Source organism: Variovorax palleresanus (assembly GCF_051144945.1).
Lineage (GTDB): Bacteria > Pseudomonadota > Gammaproteobacteria > Burkholderiales > Burkholderiaceae_C > Variovorax > Variovorax paradoxus_S.
This window is the reverse complement of sequence record NZ_JBJNVP010000002.1, coordinates 2170297-2185162: the sequence shown is the minus strand read 5'-3', so window position 1 is coordinate 2185162 and position 14866 is coordinate 2170297. Positions and strand designations below refer to the sequence as shown.

Below are 14866 nucleotides of genomic sequence, written 5' to 3'. Positions count from 1 at the left end.
GATCGATTGTGAAGCAGCCCCGCCAGGCCGCCGTTGCCGTGCGTGACACGGGCCGCCCGCGGGTGGCTTACAGTGCGGCGGTTGCTTTTTCTTCTCTCTTTTCGATCCCGACCATGACCACCCTCGGCACCCCTCTTTCCCCCTCCGCCACCCGCGTGATGCTGCTCGGCTCCGGCGAGCTCGGCAAGGAGGTGCTCATCGCCCTGCAGCGCCTGGGCGTCGAGACCATCGCGGTCGACCGCTACGAGAACGCGCCCGGCCAGCAGGTGGCCCACCATGCGCGCACCATCACCATGAGCGACCCGGAGCAGCTCAAGGCGCTGATCGAGGCCGAGAAGCCCCTGCTCGTGGTGCCGGAGATCGAGGCCATCGCCACGTCGATGCTGCAGCAGCTCGAAGACGCCGGCGTGGTGCGCGTGATTCCCACCGCCCGCGCCGCCCGCCTCACGATGGACCGCGAAGGCATTCGCCGCCTGGCGGCCGAAACGCTGGGCGTGCCGACCAGCCCCTACAGGTTCTGCGACTCGCTGGCCGAGCTGCAGGCGGCCATCGATGCCGGCATTGGCTACCCCTGCATCGTCAAGCCCGTGATGAGCAGCTCCGGCAAGGGCCAGAGCAAGATCGACGGCCCGGCCGACGTGCAGAAGGCCTGGGACTACGCCATGGCCGGCGGCCGGGTGAGCCATGGCCGCGTGATCGTCGAGGGCTTCATCGACTTCGACTACGAGATCACGCTCCTGACCGTGCGCGCCAGGGACGCGGCCGGCGCGGTGCAGACGCACTTCTGCGAACCCATCGGCCACGTGCAGGTGAGCGGCGACTATGTCGAGAGCTGGCAGCCGCATCGCATGGCGCCGGCCGCGCTGCAGAAGGCGCAGCAGATCGCCGAGGCCGTCACGGCCGACCTCGGCGGCCAGGGCCTGTTCGGCGTCGAGCTGTTCGTGAAGGGCGACGACGTGTGGTTCAGCGAAGTGAGCCCGCGGCCGCACGACACCGGCATGGTGACCATGGCCACGCAGTGGCAGAACGAGTTCGAGCTGCATGCGCGCGCCATCCTCGGCCTGCCGGTGGACACCTCGCTCAAGAGCCCGGGCGCGAGCGCGGTGATCTACGGCGGCGTCGATGCCACCGGCATCGCGTTCGACGGCGTGGCCGAGGCGCTGCAGGTGCCCGGCAGCGACGTGCGCCTCTTCGGCAAGCCCGAGAGCTTTGCCAAGCGCCGCATGGGCGTGGCCCTGGTGCATGCGGCCGACACCGGCACCGCCCGCAAGCTGGCCAAGGAAGCCGCCTCGCGCGTGAAGCCGCGCATCGCCTGAAGGGCGCGAGCCCCGGCACAGGCGGTTTTACAGCCAGTTTTCGCAAGCGGCGACCGGCGCCTGCGGGCATCGTGTGGATGAGATCGGGAGCACCCCAGCCCGACCCACCGGAGACACCATGCTGCACCCCCAGGCGCGCGCCTTGCTCGACTTCATCGAGGCGCGCGGCATCCCGCCGACCCACACGCTTTCGCCGGCCGAGGCACGTGCGTTCTATCGCGAACGGCGCGCCACCACGCAACCCGAAGCCCCGCAGGTTGCCCAAGTCCGCGAGCTGAAGGCCGAAGGGCCGCACGGCACCATCCCGGTGCGCCTGTATCGCCCGCTGGGTTCCACAGCCGATGCGGCGCTGCCGGTGCTGGTTTACTTCCATGGCGGTGGCTGGGTCATCGGCGACCTCGACACGCATGACGTGCTGTGCCGCTCGCTCGCCAACGGCGCGGGCTGCGCGGTCGCCTCGATCGACTACCGCATGGGGCCCGAGCATCGCTTTCCGGCCGCCGTGGACGACGTGCTGGCGGCCACCCGCTGGGTGCGCCGCGAGGCCGCCTCGCTCGGCCTGGATGCCGGCCGCCTCGCGGTGGGCGGCGACAGCGCGGGCGGCAACCTTGCGGCGGTGGCGGCCATTGCGGCCCGCGATGCGGGCGACCTCCCGATTGCCTTTCAGCTGCTGATCTATCCCGCCACGGACCAGCGCCGCGGCCACCCGTCGCACCAGGCCAACGGCCAGGGCTACCTGCTGACCCGCGACACGATGACCTACTTCCACGACCACTACATCGACGACCCCCGGCACGACCTCGACTGGCGCGCGTCGCCGCTGCTGCACGCCGATCTTTCGGGCCTGCCGCCCGCACTGGTGCTCACCGCCGGCTTCGACCCGCTGCGCGACGAAGGCATGGCCTACGCCGAGGCGCTGACCGCCGCCGGCAACCGCGCCGCATGCGTCTGCTTCGAGCGCCAGATCCACGGCTTCATCACCATGGGCAGGGTGCTCGACGAGGCCGATACGGCCATCGCGCTGTGCAGTGCCGAACTCCGCCGCGCACTTGCGCCGGCCTAGGGAAAGTCCCCGCGCAAATGAACGCCGCGCCGCCGGCCCCCGCCGCTACGATCCAGCCAACGCAACGCCGGCCCCTGGCCGACGGCGGCCGGATGCAGGAGACGGACACCATGCAGCGAACGAAGACGGCGCCGCCCGAAAGCGGCGGCGCAGAGCGCGGGGAGCGCCTGATGTGGCTCACGCATCAGCGGGTGTTCTACGCAGGGCTGCTCGGCGCCGCGGCCGAACGCACGGTGGGCGGGCACGGCGTGTACGTGTCGCCGGCCGGTGCGCCGCCCAACCGCCTCTGCATCGGCGGGGGCGCCTGGCAGACGGGCGAGCTGCTGGTGGTGCCGCCGCAGGTGCCGCACCGGGTGGAAAGCGCGCATCCCCTCATCTTCAACCTGCTGATCGAGTCGGAATCGGTCGATCCGGCGCGGCTGCCGGGCTTTCTCCAGCATTGCGGGCCGGTCGATGCGCCGGCGTTCGTGCAGCGCGTGCGCGATGCCCACGCCCAATTGCTTGCGCTCTCGGGTCGCCAGGGCTTCGAAGGCCTCGAGTTCGATCGCCTGTTCTTCGGCGAGGCGCTGGCGCCGCGCGCGCTCGATGCACGCATCCGCAAGGTCATCGACGCCATCAACGCCGACCCGGCCGCGCCCACCTCGGCCGAAGACTGCGCGGCCTCGGTGCACCTGTCCTTCTCGCGCTTCCTGCACCTGTTCAAGCAGGAAACCGGCATGGCGTTTCGTGCCTTCCGGGCCTGGAAGCGCGCGCGCAGCTTGCTGCGCTACGTGCGCCAGACCACCACGCTGACCGACATCGCGCTGGACGCCGGCTACCCCGATTCGACGCACTTCAGCCATTCGATCCGCCAGGTCTACGGGCTCAAGCCGAGCGACATCCTGGCCGGCTCGCGCCGCCTGGCGCTGCACGACGCGGCCGGCGGCTTCAGGCACTAGACATACAGAGAGACAGAAGCCGCATGCAGACTCTCCAGCTCCTTCTGTCAGGCATTGCGCAGGGCTGCATCTATGGCCTGATCGCGCTGGGGTTTGTGCTGATCTACAAGGCAACCGAAACCGTGAGCTTTGCGCAGGGCGACTTGATGATGCTCGGCGCCTTTGGTGCATTTGCCGGCATGTCGCTGTTCGGCCTGCCGTTCTGGCTCGCGGCCATCCTCGCGGTGGTGGCCATGGCGGCCTTTGGCGTGCTGCTCGAGCTGGTGGTGATCCGTCCGATCCTCGGGCAGCCGCAGTTCTCGATCGTGATGCTGACCATCGGCATTGCCTACGTGGCGCGCGGGCTCATCACGATGGTGCCGGGCATCGGCACCGACACCCACACGCTGGCCGTGCCCTACAAGGACCAGATCTGGAAGCTGGGCGGGTTGGTGGTCAACCTCGAGCAACTGGCCATCATCATCGCCACCGCCATTCTCTGCGGGCTGCTGTTCGCGATGTTCCGCTATAGCAAGCTCGGCATCGCCATGCAGGCCTCTTCGCAGAATCAGCTAGCCGCCTACTACATGGGCATTCCGGTGAAGCGGCTCAACGGGCTGGTGTGGGGCCTGGCGGCAGCGGTCGCGGCCATTGCGGGCATGCTGCTCGCGCCCATCACCTTCGTGCACGCGAACATGGGCTTCATCGGGCTCAAGGCCTTTCCGGCCGCAGTGGTGGGCGGCTTCGGCAGCCTGCCGGGCGCCATCGTCGGCGGACTGGTGATCGGCATCGTCGAATCGTTTGCGGGGTTTTATCTGCCCGACGGCTTCAAGGACACTGCGCCCTACATCGTGGTGCTCTTGATGCTGATGATCAAACCCAATGGCCTGTTCGGCGAAAAGCTGCGCAAGAAGGTTTAGTCCGATATGCGCTTCATCTTCAAGACCAGCTACGACCAGGACATCCGCCTTGCGCGGCACGGCGGCCATGTGTTCTGGTATGGGCTCCTGGTCGCGTTTCTCATCGTCGCGCCATGGGTGATCGACGAATACTGGCTCGCGCAACTGACCTTCGTGCTGATCTACGGCATCGTCGGTCTGGGGTTGATGCTGCTGGCGGGCTTCACGGGGCAGTTCTCCATCGGCCATGCGGCGTTCCTTGGCGCGGGCGCCTATACGCAGGGCGTGCTGACCAACCTGGGCGTGCCGTTTCCGATCGCGCTGATCGCGGCCGCGGCGCTCTCGGCGGCGGTGGGCGTGGTGGTGGCCTTGCCGGCCTTGCGCGTGAAGGGCATCTACCTCGGCATCGCGACGCTGTCGTTCGGCTTCATCGTCGAGGAAGTGTTCGCGCGCTGGGATAGCGTCACGGGCGGCAATTCGGGGCTGCACGTGAAGTCGCCCCAGCTCTTCGGCTGGTCGCTGGGGTCGGGCAACGGCTTCTACTTTCTGTGCCTGGTGGTGGCGGTGCTCAGCACGCTGGGCATCCTGAACCTGCTGCGCTCGCCGACGGGGCGAGCCTTCGTCGCCATCCGCGATTCGGAAATCTCCGCGCAGAGCATGGGCATTCACCTGGCGCGCTACAAGACGATGTCGTTCGCGATTTCGGCCGCGCTCGCGGGGCTGGGCGGCGCGCTGTATGCGCACAAGCTCAGCTTCATCTCGCCGGACCAGTTCAACATCCTGCAGTCGATCGACCTGCTGCTGATGGTGGTGATCGGCGGGCTGGGTTCGGTGCACGGCGCGTTCCTGGGTGCGATCTTCCTGATCGCGATGCCGCAGTTGATCTCCATGGGCAAGGACTGGCTGCCGCCCGTGATCGGACAGGCACCGGGCCTGCAAGGGCTGGTGTACGGCCTGGTGCTGATCGCCTTCGTGCTGTTCGAGCCGCTGGGGCTTTATGGCCGTTGGCTCAAGATCCGCACCTGGCTGCAGCTCTTCCCGTTCTACCGCAAGGGTTTGTTCAAGCGGCAGAAGTCATTCACCAAGTCGGATCGGCTGAGATGAGCAGCAGCGGCGACATTCTTCTTTCGGCGAAAGACCTGAGCGTGCGCTTCGGCGGCGTGCTCGCGGTCAACAAGGTGAGCTTCGACGTGCGGCGCGGCGAGGTCTTCACGCTGATCGGCCCCAACGGCGCGGGCAAGACGACGGTGTTCAACCTCATCAGCCGCATCTACACGCCGACCATGGGCGAGATCACGTGGCACGGCGAAGCGGCCGGTCCGCTGGCCTTGACGCACCAGGCGCCTCATGCGATTGCCGCGCTCGGCATTGCGCGCACCTTCCAGAACATCGAGCTCTTCGAGCACGCCACCGTGTTGCACAACCTGCTGATCGGCCGCCACACGCACCGGCAGACGGGTTTCTGGAGCGAGGTGTTCTTCACGCCCGCCACGCGGCGCGCCGAAATCGCGGCGCGCGAGAAGGCGGAGCAGGTGATCGAACTGCTCGACCTGCAGCATCACCGCGATTCGATGGTGGCGGGCTTGCCGTATGGCGTTCGCAAGGTGGTGGAGCTTGCTCGGGCCTTGTGCACCGAGCCCAAGCTGCTGCTGCTCGACGAGCCATCGTCGGGCCTCAATGTCGAGGAGACGGCCGACATGGCGTTCTGGATCCAGGACATCCAGCAAGAACTGGGCGTGTCGGTGCTGATGGTCGAGCACGACATGTCGCTGGTGTCGAAGGTGTCCGACCGCGTGCTGGCGATGAACATGGGCGAGGTGCTGGCCACCGGCACGCCGCGTGAAGTGCAGGCGGATGCGCGGGTGATCGAGGCTTATCTCGGGACCGTGGATGACGTGAGCAGCTTGAGGAGGGTGGCGGCATGAACGTCATGTCCGCTGCTTCGTTGGAGGCGCCCGGTGTGCGGCACGGCGCGTTCGCCCCCACTACGCCGGCCCTTCGGGCTCCCTTCCGGTGCTCGCTTTCCGCGGGGTCTCGCCCAAACTCGCTTCGCTCAAACAAGGGCGAGCCCTTATCCGCGGAAAGCTGCGCTCCTCAGCGGCGCAGAGGGGGCGCCCACCCCGCACCGCACACCGGGCTCAAGGAGTGGGGGAAACACCCTGAGCGTATCCACGGCGTTGGGGCCCCTGCCCCGGGCGGGCCGTTGAGGCGCCGCCGAGCAGCGGAGCGACAGGCGGATCAGGGCTCGCAGCTGTTTGAGCGAAGCGAGTTCTGCGAGACCCCGCTTGTCGTGAGCAGCGCAGGGAAGCCCGAAGGGCCGGTGACGTCGGCCCGCCCGGGGCAGGGGCCCCAACGCCGTTCCCCGCCCGGAGCAAGAGGGACAACGCCATGACCGACGTCGTCCTCCAACTGCTCAACGTCGAAAGCGCCTACGGCCCCATCAAGGCCATCCGCGGCGTGAGCCTGAAAGTCAGGCAGGGCGAGATCGTGACGGTCCTGGGCTCCAACGGCGCGGGCAAGACAACCATCCTCAAGACCATCTCGGGAATCATCGACCCCCGAAAAGGCAGCATCGAATTCCAGGGCCGAGACATCACCGCCAAGGACCCGGCCTACATCGTGCAGCAGGGCCTGAGCCACGTGCCCGAAGGCCGCGAAGTGTTTCCGTTGCTCTCGGTGCGGGAAAACCTGCTCATGGGTGCCTACACCCGCAAGGACCGCGACGGCGTGGCGCGGGACATGGAGAGCGTCTACAGCTACTTTCCCATCCTGCGCGAGCGTGCCACGCAGGACGCCGGTTTGCTCTCGGGCGGCCAGCAGCAGATGCTTGCGATTTCGCGCGCCATCATGGCCGCGCCGCATCTCATCCTGCTCGACGAGCCCAGCCTCGGCCTCAGTCCCAAGCTGACGAAAGAGATCTTCGAGATCGTCGTGCGCATCAACCGCGAACGCGGCACCACCATCCTGCTTGTGGAGCAGAACGCCAACATGGCGCTCAACGCTTCGGACCACGGCTACGTGCTCGAGAACGGCCGCATCGTCATGGAAGACACCTGCGAACGCCTGCGCGAGAAGGAAGACATCAAGGAGTTCTACCTCGGCGTCAAGGACGATGGCGTGCGCGGCGAGCGGCGCTGGAAAAAGAAGAAGACCTGGAGATGAGCGAGATGAGCACCACCACCACCGCCTTGCGCCCGCCCGCCGGCCTGTGGGACCTGGCGCACCTGCAGCCTACCCCCGGCGTCGTCGTGCCCGGCGACACCATTCCGGCCGTGTTCTGGAAGGCCGTGGAACTGCGCGCCGACAAGGTCTGGATGCGGCAGAAGGAATTCGGCATCTGGCGCGCCTGGACCTGGCGCCAAACCGCCGAGGCCGTGCGCGAGATTGCGGGCGGCCTGCTGGCGCTCGGCTTCGGGCCGGGCGAATGCGCCTCGATTCTGGCCAACACCGTCATCGAGTGGGTGCTGTGCGACATCGCAGTGCTCAGCTGCGGCGGCGTATCGAACGGCATCTACCCGACCGATGCGGCCTCGCAAGTGCACTATCTTTGCGAGGACTCGCGCACCACCGTGCTCTTCGTCGAGGACGACGAGCAGCTCGACAAGGCGCTCGAAGTGCGCGCCCGACTGCCACTGCTGCGCAAGGTCGTCGTGTTCGACATGGAGGGCCTGCGCGAGCTCGACGACCCCGGCGTCATCAGCCTGGACGCACTGCGCGCGCTCGGCCGGGCGCATCTGCAGGACCATCCGCAGGCGCTGGAGCAGCGCATTGCCGCCTGCCGGCCCGAGGACCTTGCCATCCTCGTCTACACCTCGGGCACCACCGGCAAACCCAAGGGTGCGATGCACAGCCACCGCGGGCTGGTGTACACCATGCGCGGCTACAACTCCCTGCTGTCGCAAGGCGAGGGCGACGAGCGCATGTGTTTTTTGCCGCTGTGCCACATCGCCGAGCGCATGGGCGGCGAATACTTCGCGATGTACACCGGCTCGATCCTCAACTTCGTCGAGAACCCCGAGACGGTGCCCGAGAACGTGCGCGAGATTTCGCCCACGGTGTTCACCGCCGTGCCGCGCGTGTGGGAAAAGTTCTATTCCGGCGTGATGATCGCGCTGAAGGAGGCGAGCCGGCTGCAGCAGGCCGCCTACGGCTGGAGCATCGGCGTGGGCCGGCAGATTGCCGAACGCGTGCTCCAGGGCCAGCCGGTGGGTGCGGGGCTGCGGTTCAAGTTTCGCCTGGCGCGCTGGCTGGCGCTGGACAACGTGCGCAAGCTCATTGGGATCCACCGTGCGCGCTTTCTCGTGACCGGCGCGGCGCCGATCTCGCCCGACCTCGTGCGCTGGTACCTGGCGCTGGGCGTGCCCATGCTCGAGGTGTGGGGCATGACCGAATCGTGCGGCGCCTCCACCGGCGTGCCGCCGTCGCGCATCATGCCGGGCTCCATAGGCCCGGCCACCAGCTACAACGAGGTTCGGCTCGATCCGCAAACCGGCGAGATCCTGGTGCGCGGCCCCAATGTCTTCATGGGGTATCTCAACCTGCCCGAAAAAACCGCCGAGACCATCGACGCCGACGGCTGGCTGCACACCGGCGACGTGGGGACGGTCGACGCGGGAGGGTATTTCCGCATCACCGACCGCATGAAGGACATCATCATCACGGCAGGTGGAAAGAACATCACGCCGAGCGAACTGGAGAACGAGCTCAAGTTCAGCCCCTACATCACCGATGCGGTGGTGATCGGCGACAAGAAACCGTACCTGACGGTGATCGTCATGATCGACCAGGAGAACGTCGAAAAATTTGCGCAGGACCACGATGTGCCTTTCAGCAACTACGAAAGCCTCACGCGCGCGCAAGAGGTGCTGGACCTGATCCAGGGCGAGATCGACCGCGTCAATGCCAAGTTTGCGCGGGTCGAGCAGATCAAGAAATTCTTCCTGCTCGAAACGCAGTTGAGTGCCGAGGACGAAGAGCTCACACCGACGATGAAGCTCAAGCGCAAGCTGGTGCAGACCAAGTATGCCGAGCGCATCGAGGCGATGTACCGCTGACCACCGGCATCGCCGAACCGTTTTTTGTCAACCCGAGGAGACAACGCCATGATGAAGCTCAAGACACTGACGACCTTGGCCGTGCTGGGCCTGATCGTAACGTTCGCGTCCGCGCAGCAGCAACAACAAGGCGTGAGCAAGGACGAGATCCGCATCGGCACGATCCAGGACCTGTCGGGCCCGCTCGCGGGCTTCGGCAAGCAGGCGCGCAACGGCATGCAGCTGCGCGTGGACGAACTCAACGAGCAGGGCAACATCCACGGCCGCAAGCTCAAGCTCTTCGTCGAAGACTCCGGCTACGACCCCAAGAAAGCCGTGCTCGCGGCGCAGAAGCTGGTCAACCAGGAAAAGATCTTCATCATGGCGGGCCACATCGGCACCGCGCAGAACATGGCGGCCATGCCGGTGCAGTTCGAGAAGAACATCGTCAACTTCATGCCGATCACCGCGGCGCGTGAAATGTACGAGCCGCTGAACCGGCTCAAGTACTCGTTCGCGGCCACCTACTATGACCAGATCCGCCTGGCCCTGCCCAAGATGATCAAGGAGAAGGGCGCGAAGAAGGTCTGCACCATCTACCAGGACGACGAGTTCGGGCTCGAAGTGCAGCGCGGTGCCGAGGCCGGCCTGAAGACGGCGGGCCTGGAGCTGGCCGAGAAAACATCTTTCAAGCGCGGCGCCACCGACTTCAGCTCGCAGGTCGCAAAAATGAAGGCCGCCAACTGCGACCTCGTGGTGCTCGGCACCATCATCCGCGAGACCATCGGCACCGTGGGCGAGGCGCGCAAGACCGGCTTCAACCCGACCTTCCTGGGCTCCAGCGCCGCTTATACCGACCTGATCCACAAGCTCGGCGGCAAGGCGATGGACGGCATCTACGCGACCATGACGGTGCAGAACCCCTACACCGACGAGCAGTCGCAGCCGCTGCGCTTCTGGGCCAACAAGTACAAGACCAAGTTCAACGAAGACCCGACGGTGTTCTCGGTGTACGGCTACATCATCATCGATTCGTTCATCAAGGCGGCGCAGAAGGCCGGCCCCAACCTGACGACCGACAGCTTCATCAAGGCGATGGACAGCATGACCTTCGAGCCCGACATGTTCGGCAGCGCCAAGAGCACCTACACCGCCACCAAGCGCCTGGGCAACGACCAGTCGCGCCTGTCGCAAATCAAGGATGGCAAATGGGTCGTGGTTTCTGATTACGTGACGCCGTAAGCAGAGCTCGCCAGTACCGGGGAGGGCGGCTATATTCCCTCGCGAAACTCCTTCGCGAGATTGCCATGCCCCAGTACTGGTTGATGAAATCCGAGCCCGACGAGGTCTCGATCGACGACGCGCTTGCCGCACCCAAGGCCACGGTGGCGTGGACCGGCGTGCGCAACTACCAGGCACGCAACTTCATGCGCGATGGCATGAAGGTCGGGGACGGCGTGCTGTTCTATCACTCGAGTTGCCCCGAGCCGGGCATCGCGGGCATTGCGCGCGTGGCCTCGGGCATCAAGCCCGACCCGACGCAGTTCGATCCCGAATCGCCGTACTACGACCCGGCCTCCAAGGAGGACGATCCGCGCTGGCTGCTGGTCGACGTGCAGGCCGTTCGCAAGACCCGGCTGCTGGCGCTGCCCGAGCTGCGCGCCAGGCCCGAGCTGGCCGACCTCGTCGTGCTGCGCAAGGGCAACCGGCTGTCGATCACGCCGGTCGACCCCACGCACTGGCGGATCATCGAGAAGATGCTGGCCTGAACAGGCGCTAGCCCACGCGCTGCAATATCGGAAACAGCTTGCCCAGGCCGTCTGCCATGACCTCGACCGCGAGCGCCGCGAGGATCAGGCCCATGAGCCGCGTCATGATGTTGATGCCGGTCTTGCCGAGCACGCGCGCAATCGGCTGCGCGAGCGAAAAGGCCAGCGCGGTGGCCAGTGCCACCACCACGCCGTAGCCCACCAGCAGCCCGAGCTCCCACAGGTGCTGCGTCTTGTCGGCGTAGATCACCACGGTTGATATCGTGGCCGGCCCGGTGAGCAGCGGAATGGTGAGCGGCACCACCGCGATGGACGCGCCCATGGAGGCTTTCACCTCGGTCGCGCGCAGCTCCTCCACGTTGGTCTTGCTCTCGGCCGGCTTCGCATTCAGCATGGACAGCGAACTCATGAGCAGCAGCAGGCCGCCGCCCACCTGGAAGCTGGCAATCGAGATGCCGAAGAACGCCAGCAGCTGCAGCCCGATCAGCGCGCTGACCGCAATCACCACGAACGCGCTGAAGGCCGACATGCGCACCGTGTGCCGGCGCTGTGCATCCGAATAGCCCTGCGTGTAGTGGATGAAGAAAGGCACGATGGCCAGCGGGTTGACGATGGCCACCAGCGTGACCAGCGGCTTGATCAGATCCATCGAGGTACTCACTTACCTCCCCCCGGTCACGTCGAGCAGGGCCATGGTGGTGTAGCTGGCCTCTTCGGACAGCAGCCACAGGATGGCGCCGGCAATTTCTTCCGCGCTGCCGGTGCGCTGCATCGGCACGGTGGGCGCCAGCTCGAAGGCGCGGTCGGGCATGCCGCCGGAGGCGTGGATCTCGGTGTCGATCAGGCCGGGGCGCACGGCGTTCACGCGGATGCCCTCGGCGCCGACTTCCTTGGCCAGGCCGATGGTGAAAGTGTCGATGGCGCCCTTGCTGGCCGCGTAGTCGACGTACTGGCCGGGCGAGCCCAGCCGCGCCGCGGCGCTGGAGACATTGACGATGGCGCCGCCCGCGCCGCCGTATCGGGTGCTCATGCGCCGGACGGCTTCGCGCGCGCAGATGAAGCTGCCGATCACGTTGGTGCGGAACATGCGCTCCAGGCGCAGCGCGGTCATTTCATCGACACGGGCCTGCACGTCGACCACTCCGGCGCTGTTGACCAGTGCCGTGAGGCGGCCGAGCCTGGCATCGACTTTCTGGAACATGGCGGTCACCTGCGCCTCGTCGCCCACGTCGGCCTGCACGGCCACGGCGGTGCCGCCGCCCGCGCGGATGGTGCGCACCACCTCGTCCGCGGCGAGCGAGTTGCTCGCGTAGTTGACGGCCACCGCGTAGCCGCGCTTTGCCGCCAGCAAGGCGGTTGCGGCGCCGATGCCGCGGCCGCCACCCGTGATCAAGAGTACCTGGTCCAAATCCGACCTCCTGCACAAAAACTGCGTGTCAGTTAAAACCGTTGGCTTGGATTACATCATCGAGGGCGAGCGCATGAGCCATACGATCGACTATTACTTTGCGCCGCAGAGTCCCTGGACATATCTGGGGCATGCCCGGTTTGCCGCCATCGCGGCCGCGGCGGGCGCCACGGTGCGCGTGCGGCCGGTGGACCTGGGCAGTGTCTATCCGATCTCGGGCGGGCTCCCGCTCGGCAAGCGGGCACCGCAGCGCCAGGCCTACCGGCTGGTGGAACTGGCGCGCTTTTCGCGCCATCTCGATCTGCCACTGAACCTCAAGCCCAAATTCTTTCCGGTCTCGGGCGACGACGCCGCGCGGCTGATCATCGCGGTCGACCTGCACGACGGCACCGACGTGGCCATGCAGGTGTGCAGCGCGGTATTTGCCGCCGTGTGGGTGCAGGAGCGCAACATCGGCGATCCCAAGGTGCTCGAATCGCTGGTCGCCGAATGCGGCCTACCGCCCAAGCGCACGGAACAGTCACTGAGCCAGGCCGTGCAGGAGCGTTACGAGGCTTACACCCAGGAAGCGATCGACATCCAGGTGTTCGGTGCGCCAAGCTATGTCATCGACGGCGAGATATTCTGGGGCCAGGACCGGCTCGATTTCGTCGAGCGCGCGCTGCAGCAAAAACGCTAGCGGCAACCCTTTCATTCGATTCAACTCATTCGCTATCAAGGAGCATGACAACCATGGGTCAATTCATCGATCTCACCGCCAAGGACGGCTTCGTCTTCCCGGCCTACGTGGCCGAACCTGCCGGCAAGCCGCGGGGCGCCGTGGTGGTGGTGCCGGAAATCTTCGGCGTCAACTCGCACATCCGCTCGGTGGCCGACGGCTATGCGGCGGACGGCTACCTGGCCGTCTCTCCCTCGACCTTCCACCGCGTGAAGCCGGGCGTCGAGCTCGGCTACAGCGACGAGGACATGAAGGCCGGCTTCGCCCTGAAGACCGCGGTCGAGGCGCTGCCCGCGCCCGGCGTGCTGCAGGACGTCGAGGCCGCCGTGGCCTACGCGGCCAAGGCCGGCAAGGTGGGCATCGTGGGCTATTGCTGGGGCGGCCTGCTGGTGTGGCGCGCCGCGAGCCTGGTTCCGGGCATTGCCGCCGCGGCGCCTTACTACGGCGGCGGCATGACGACGCCGGAAGAAACCGCGCGCCAGCCCAAGGTGCCGGTGCTGGCGCATTTCGGCAACCAGGACCACTGGATTCCGCTGGACACCATCGAGGCCTTCAAGAAGGCGCATCCCGAGGTTCAGGTGCATGTCTATGAATCGGGCCATGGCTTCAACTGCGACCAGCGCGGTTCGTACAACGCCGAGGCCGCCAAGCTCGCGCGCTCGCGCACGCTCGAGTTTTTTGCCAAGCACGTCGGCTGAACGAGCCTGCGCCAAGCTAAGAAAGCCCGGCCCGCGCCGGGCTTTTCTATTTCTTCTGGGAGCCGGGCCCCTTGCCGACGCGGGTCTGGAGAAAGTCGAGCAGCGCACGCAACGCGGCGCTGTTGTGGCGCCGCTGCAGATAGGCGGCCGAGAGCCACATGTCCTTGCGCGCATAGTCCTGCAGCACCGGCACCAGTTCGCCGTGGTCGATGTGCGACTGCACGAGGATCGACGGCAGGTAGATCACGCCGAAGCCGCGCATTGCGACCCGGATCAGCGGCGCGCCCTCGGTGCAGTCCATGCGGCTCTTCACCGGTACGTCCAGCGGCTGGCCGCCATCGTCGAAGCGCCAGACCGGTTGGGCGCCCAGCAACGAATGCGTGAGCGCCTCGTGACCGGCAAGGTCGCGCGGATGCTCGGGCTTGCCGTGCTTCTTCCAGTAGACCGGCGATGCGCAGACCACCATCTCCATGAGCATCAGCTTGCGCACGATCAGGTTGGCATCCGCGACCGGGCCGCTGCGGATGTCGACGTCGATGCCTTCTTCCGCCAGATCGACCGTGCGGTTGGTCAGCTGCAGGCTGATGCTCACGTCCGGGTAGTAGCGCATGAAGTCGGCCAAAAGGCTCGGAAATTCGCCATTGCCCATGCCGTGCGGAGCCGAAATCCGCAGGCGTCCGCCGGGCTGCCTGGCGCGCTCCTGCAACTCGGCCTGCGTGAGTTCGACCATCTCGAGCACGGGAGTGCTGCGTTCGAGCAGCAATTGGCCGGCGTCGGTCAGGCTCACCGACCGCGTGGAGCGGTTGAGAAGGCGCACGCCGAAGCGCGTTTCGAGTTCCGCCACGTATTTGCTGACGGTGGCTTTCGACATGTCGAGCTTCTTGGCCGCATTCGAAAAGCTGCCCTGCGAAGCAACCTCCCGGAAGGTTCTGATCAGATCGAGACTGTCCATGTCAAAGTGCCCATTGTTTCCGTTCCGGGACCGGCGTGCCTTGATTTTCCGGGAAAGCGGCTTTTGCAGCCGCGAAGCGCTCACTCAATCGGG

The 14866-nt window shown here is 66.4% G+C and carries 15 protein-coding genes; 12 read left to right on the top strand and 3 right to left on the bottom strand.

The genetic code is table 11. The annotated features are described in order from the left end of the window. Positions 1–113 precede the first annotated feature (113 nt). From purT to ACJ7Z0_RS14135, 10 genes are all read left to right on the top strand, one after another. Positions 114–1316 carry a formate-dependent phosphoribosylglycinamide formyltransferase gene (gene purT / locus ACJ7Z0_RS14180; protein ID WP_434790337.1) on the top strand — a complete coding sequence of 401 codons (1203 nt, stop codon included), beginning with the start codon at positions 114–116 and terminating at the stop codon, positions 1314–1316. Positions 1317–1434: 118 nt separating this feature from the next. Then, positions 1435–2379, top strand: a complete 945-nt coding sequence (gene lipP1, locus ACJ7Z0_RS14175; protein ID WP_434790336.1) for a LipP1 family hormone-sensitive lipase — start codon at positions 1435–1437, stop codon at positions 2377–2379. A 110-nt stretch (positions 2380–2489) separates the two neighbouring features. Then, positions 2490–3317 carry a helix-turn-helix transcriptional regulator gene (locus ACJ7Z0_RS14170; RefSeq protein ID WP_434790335.1) on the top strand — a complete coding sequence of 276 codons (828 nt, stop codon included), beginning with the start codon at positions 2490–2492 and terminating at the stop codon, positions 3315–3317. Positions 3318–3340: 23 nt separating this feature from the next. Next, positions 3341–4216, top strand: a complete 876-nt coding sequence (locus tag ACJ7Z0_RS14165; protein WP_307640600.1) for a branched-chain amino acid ABC transporter permease — start codon at positions 3341–3343, stop codon at positions 4214–4216. A gap of 6 nt (positions 4217–4222) precedes the next feature. Continuing rightward, positions 4223–5299 carry a branched-chain amino acid ABC transporter permease gene (locus tag ACJ7Z0_RS14160; protein WP_434790334.1) on the top strand — a complete coding sequence of 359 codons (1077 nt, stop codon included), beginning with the start codon at positions 4223–4225 and terminating at the stop codon, positions 5297–5299. Then, positions 5296–6120 (top strand): ABC transporter ATP-binding protein, encoded by an 825-nt coding sequence (locus tag ACJ7Z0_RS14155; RefSeq protein WP_434790333.1) that lies wholly within the window; start codon positions 5296–5298, stop codon positions 6118–6120. Before ACJ7Z0_RS14160 ends, ACJ7Z0_RS14155 begins: the two co-directional genes overlap by 4 nt. A gap of 463 nt (positions 6121–6583) precedes the next feature. Further along, a complete protein-coding gene (locus ACJ7Z0_RS14150) occupies positions 6584–7357 on the top strand; it encodes an ABC transporter ATP-binding protein (protein ID WP_434790332.1) in 774 nt (257 codons plus the stop codon). A 5-nt stretch (positions 7358–7362) separates the two neighbouring features. Further along, positions 7363–9249 carry an AMP-dependent synthetase/ligase gene (locus ACJ7Z0_RS14145; protein ID WP_434790331.1) on the top strand — a complete coding sequence of 629 codons (1887 nt, stop codon included), beginning with the start codon at positions 7363–7365 and terminating at the stop codon, positions 9247–9249. 51 nt (positions 9250–9300) lie between these two features. Further along, positions 9301–10470, top strand: coding sequence for an ABC transporter substrate-binding protein (locus ACJ7Z0_RS14140; protein WP_434792663.1), 1170 nt, complete (start codon positions 9301–9303; stop codon positions 10468–10470). Between the two features lie 65 nt (positions 10471–10535). After that, positions 10536–10997, top strand: coding sequence for an EVE domain-containing protein (locus ACJ7Z0_RS14135; protein ID WP_434790330.1), 462 nt, complete (start codon positions 10536–10538; stop codon positions 10995–10997). Between the two features lie 7 nt (positions 10998–11004). Here ACJ7Z0_RS14135 and ACJ7Z0_RS14130 read toward each other — a convergent pair whose 3' ends face one another. Together ACJ7Z0_RS14130 and ACJ7Z0_RS14125 are read right to left on the bottom strand one after the other, a co-directional pair. After that, positions 11005–11658 (bottom strand): MarC family protein, encoded by a 654-nt coding sequence (locus tag ACJ7Z0_RS14130; RefSeq protein ID WP_015867683.1) that lies wholly within the window; start codon positions 11656–11658, stop codon positions 11005–11007. After that, positions 11659–12405 (bottom strand): SDR family oxidoreductase, encoded by a 747-nt coding sequence (locus ACJ7Z0_RS14125; RefSeq protein ID WP_307577849.1) that lies wholly within the window; start codon positions 12403–12405, stop codon positions 11659–11661. Positions 12406–12478: 73 nt separating this feature from the next. Between ACJ7Z0_RS14125 and ACJ7Z0_RS14120 the strand changes: the two genes are divergently transcribed. Both ACJ7Z0_RS14120 and ACJ7Z0_RS14115 read left to right on the top strand, forming a co-directional pair. Continuing rightward, positions 12479–13084 carry a 2-hydroxychromene-2-carboxylate isomerase gene (locus tag ACJ7Z0_RS14120; RefSeq protein WP_431132420.1) on the top strand — a complete coding sequence of 202 codons (606 nt, stop codon included), beginning with the start codon at positions 12479–12481 and terminating at the stop codon, positions 13082–13084. Between the two features lie 53 nt (positions 13085–13137). Next, positions 13138–13821, top strand: a complete 684-nt coding sequence (locus tag ACJ7Z0_RS14115) for a dienelactone hydrolase family protein (RefSeq protein WP_431126861.1) — start codon at positions 13138–13140, stop codon at positions 13819–13821. Positions 13822–13867: 46 nt separating this feature from the next. Here the strand turns inward: ACJ7Z0_RS14115 and ACJ7Z0_RS14110 are convergent, their stop codons facing one another. Beyond that, positions 13868–14773 carry a LysR family transcriptional regulator gene (locus tag ACJ7Z0_RS14110; protein ID WP_431126863.1) on the bottom strand — a complete coding sequence of 302 codons (906 nt, stop codon included), beginning with the start codon at positions 14771–14773 and terminating at the stop codon, positions 13868–13870. Positions 14774–14866 lie beyond the last annotated feature (93 nt).

Coding starts and splice junctions, on each gene's coding strand:
- purT (WP_434790337.1), top strand. CDS start 114: ATGACCACCCTCGGCACCCCTCTTTCCCCCTCCGCCACCCGCGTGATG.
- lipP1 (WP_434790336.1), top strand. CDS start 1,435: ATGCTGCACCCCCAGGCGCGCGCCTTGCTCGACTTCATCGAGGCGCGC.
- ACJ7Z0_RS14170 (WP_434790335.1), top strand. CDS start 2,490: ATGCAGCGAACGAAGACGGCGCCGCCCGAAAGCGGCGGCGCAGAGCGC.
- ACJ7Z0_RS14165 (WP_307640600.1), top strand. CDS start 3,341: ATGCAGACTCTCCAGCTCCTTCTGTCAGGCATTGCGCAGGGCTGCATC.
- ACJ7Z0_RS14160 (WP_434790334.1), top strand. CDS start 4,223: ATGCGCTTCATCTTCAAGACCAGCTACGACCAGGACATCCGCCTTGCG.
- ACJ7Z0_RS14155 (WP_434790333.1), top strand. CDS start 5,296: ATGAGCAGCAGCGGCGACATTCTTCTTTCGGCGAAAGACCTGAGCGTG.
- ACJ7Z0_RS14150 (WP_434790332.1), top strand. CDS start 6,584: ATGACCGACGTCGTCCTCCAACTGCTCAACGTCGAAAGCGCCTACGGC.
- ACJ7Z0_RS14145 (WP_434790331.1), top strand. CDS start 7,363: ATGAGCACCACCACCACCGCCTTGCGCCCGCCCGCCGGCCTGTGGGAC.
- ACJ7Z0_RS14140 (WP_434792663.1), top strand. CDS start 9,301: ATGAAGCTCAAGACACTGACGACCTTGGCCGTGCTGGGCCTGATCGTA.
- ACJ7Z0_RS14135 (WP_434790330.1), top strand. CDS start 10,536: ATGCCCCAGTACTGGTTGATGAAATCCGAGCCCGACGAGGTCTCGATC.
- ACJ7Z0_RS14120 (WP_431132420.1), top strand. CDS start 12,479: ATGAGCCATACGATCGACTATTACTTTGCGCCGCAGAGTCCCTGGACA.
- ACJ7Z0_RS14115 (WP_431126861.1), top strand. CDS start 13,138: ATGGGTCAATTCATCGATCTCACCGCCAAGGACGGCTTCGTCTTCCCG.
- ACJ7Z0_RS14110 (WP_431126863.1), bottom strand. CDS start 14,773: ATGGACAGTCTCGATCTGATCAGAACCTTCCGGGAGGTTGCTTCGCAG.